General features: G+C 48.5%; 4 protein-coding genes. All 4 read left to right on the top strand.

Going from position 1 to position 1,853, the window contains the following annotated elements:
- On the top strand, window positions 1-366 hold a 366-nt coding region (locus tag AC2JC8_RS08125; RefSeq protein ID WP_484594490.1), incomplete at its 5' end, for a hypothetical protein.
- 32 nt (window positions 367-398) lie between these two features.
- On the top strand, window positions 399-779 hold the full coding sequence (locus AC2JC8_RS08120) for a hypothetical protein (RefSeq protein WP_484400980.1): 381 nt from the start codon (window positions 399-401) through the stop codon (window positions 777-779).
- Window positions 776-1,240 carry a GspH/FimT family pseudopilin gene (locus tag AC2JC8_RS08115; RefSeq protein WP_484594489.1) on the top strand — a complete coding sequence of 155 codons (465 nt, stop codon included), beginning with the start codon at window positions 776-778 and terminating at the stop codon, window positions 1,238-1,240. The genes AC2JC8_RS08120 and AC2JC8_RS08115 overlap by 4 nt, the downstream gene beginning before the upstream one ends.
- A complete protein-coding gene (locus AC2JC8_RS08110) occupies window positions 1,233-1,847 on the top strand; it encodes a PulJ/GspJ family protein (RefSeq protein ID WP_484594488.1) in 615 nt (204 codons plus the stop codon). The genes AC2JC8_RS08115 and AC2JC8_RS08110 overlap by 8 nt, the downstream gene beginning before the upstream one ends.
- Window positions 1,848-1,853 lie beyond the last annotated feature (6 nt).

Genomic DNA, 1,853 nt, shown 5'->3' with positions numbered 1-1,853 from the left:
CGCTCCACCACTGGTTTTGCCTTGCCGCTTGTTTTGATCTTGGGATCTTTATTGATTTGCAGCTCACTTTCTCTGCAATCGATGGCGATGCAATCAAGGGCCAAAGGAATTCAGCTCTGGCAAGAGGGGCAGTTAAACGATGGCTTCTTAACTGCTGCCATGGCTTTCGTTGCTGCTGCGCGTCACGGCGAATCCAGCCCCAATCAATCCCTTGCTGCCGGAATATTTCAACTGGAAAGCTGGCAAGGTTCTGCCTACGGCCCAGCGCAATTAAAAGTGCAACGCTTGAGCTCAGCAGGAAAGCCAATGCGAAGCCTTTCATTTCAGCTAAGCAGCGAAGCCAAACTCAAGCCGGTTTCGCCTTAACGGAGCTATTGATAAGCAGCATTTTATTAGCAATGTTTTGCACTACTGGCCTCCAGCTATTAAATATCACCAACGATATGGCCCTTCAAGGGCGAAAACAGTTAGCGATTTTAATCTGGATGGATCGACAATTGCAGCGAGATGAAGGGGTGTTGCGTCGTTTGGTGCCCGCCCACAGTATTGATTGTGGCGATCTCAATTTGATTTCGCAGCAAAGAAGTAGTCTGCTGCCACAATTAGAGGCAGCAGGCCTTCTGCCAAGTAGCGATATTTTGCTGCAGAATGTCTTATTGGAAAGGCGTGTGCAGCTAAAAGATGATCAATTGCTGGTTGCCCTAAGTAGTGCTGCACCTATGCCGCAACGGCGTGAGCGGCGCTACAACCTTGAAGCTTTAGGAGTATGTAAAATTTGAACCTAAGTGAAATTTTGGTAACTGTAATAATCACTGCCGCGCTCAGCAGTATTTGCTTGGTAAGCGCCCAGGAACCTTTGGCGCGTCAAGAACTTGAAAACGCCAGTAGGGAACTATGGCTAGGTCTTGAGCGCGCCCGCAAGCAGGCGGAACAGCAAGGTGCCCCCTGCGCTTTAGAGCTTGGGCCAACGGGATGGCAGGCTCCTGGACTTGGGAATCTCGCTAGCTGTAATGATGCAGAAGTTAAAATAATGAAGGATAGTGTGAATTCAAAGCTACAGCTGAGTAATAATTTTGCTGCCCCACTAATTTTTACCCCTAACGGCCTTGTTCTTGGCGGTGGTACGATTTTGCTTGCTCATTCAGGTATTAATTTACGGCGGTGTATGGTGATTAGTTTGCCTTTAGGTATTACTCGAATTGGTAAGTATAGCAAGGCTGCTTGTCTGCCAGATGGCTAAGTCTTCAGGATTTTCTTTGCTGGAGTTGTTGATCGCCAGCAGCCTTGGCTTAGTGGTTGTTGTGATAGTAATGAACTCTCTTTTTGGTGAAGGAGCGCTTGGGTTGCGCCTAAGCCGAGCCCTGCGGGAACGTGAAGCTTTAGGCCGCGCAAATGCTTTGATTAAAGGCGATTTAGAACGAGGCAAGGCAGTTGTTGTAGATCCCAGAATTAATACTTTGCCTATATCTTGTGGATTATCAGGCCGTGTAGCAGTGCTGCATATAGTTGATCAAGATGGCAAACTCACCACCTACAGTGTTGGCAAGCCAAGCGAAGCGATTTGGCGTGGCTGGGTGTTGATGCGATGTGGCAGGGCTTTTCGCAGTGATGGCTCACTAAATAACGAGGCTGCCTTCCAAAATCGAGTGGTAATTGATGGCCTTGATCCATCGCCTGAAGTTTGGAGTGGCTGCGCGCTTCCTCAAGGTGTAGCTATCGGCGCCAGTGCCTCTTTGCCCCTAGCCGCATGCGTGGAAAGCTTGAGTGGCACAGTGCAATGGCAATTAAGGCAACGTTTCCAAAGCCAAAAAATTAAAGCCGATTCAAGCGCTGTACTTTCGGAGTAATAAAAA

The sequence above is a fragment of the Synechococcus sp. genome (assembly GCF_982614295.1).
The sequence above is the reverse complement of the archived record's forward strand: the minus strand, read 5'-3'. Positions and strand labels throughout refer to the sequence as shown.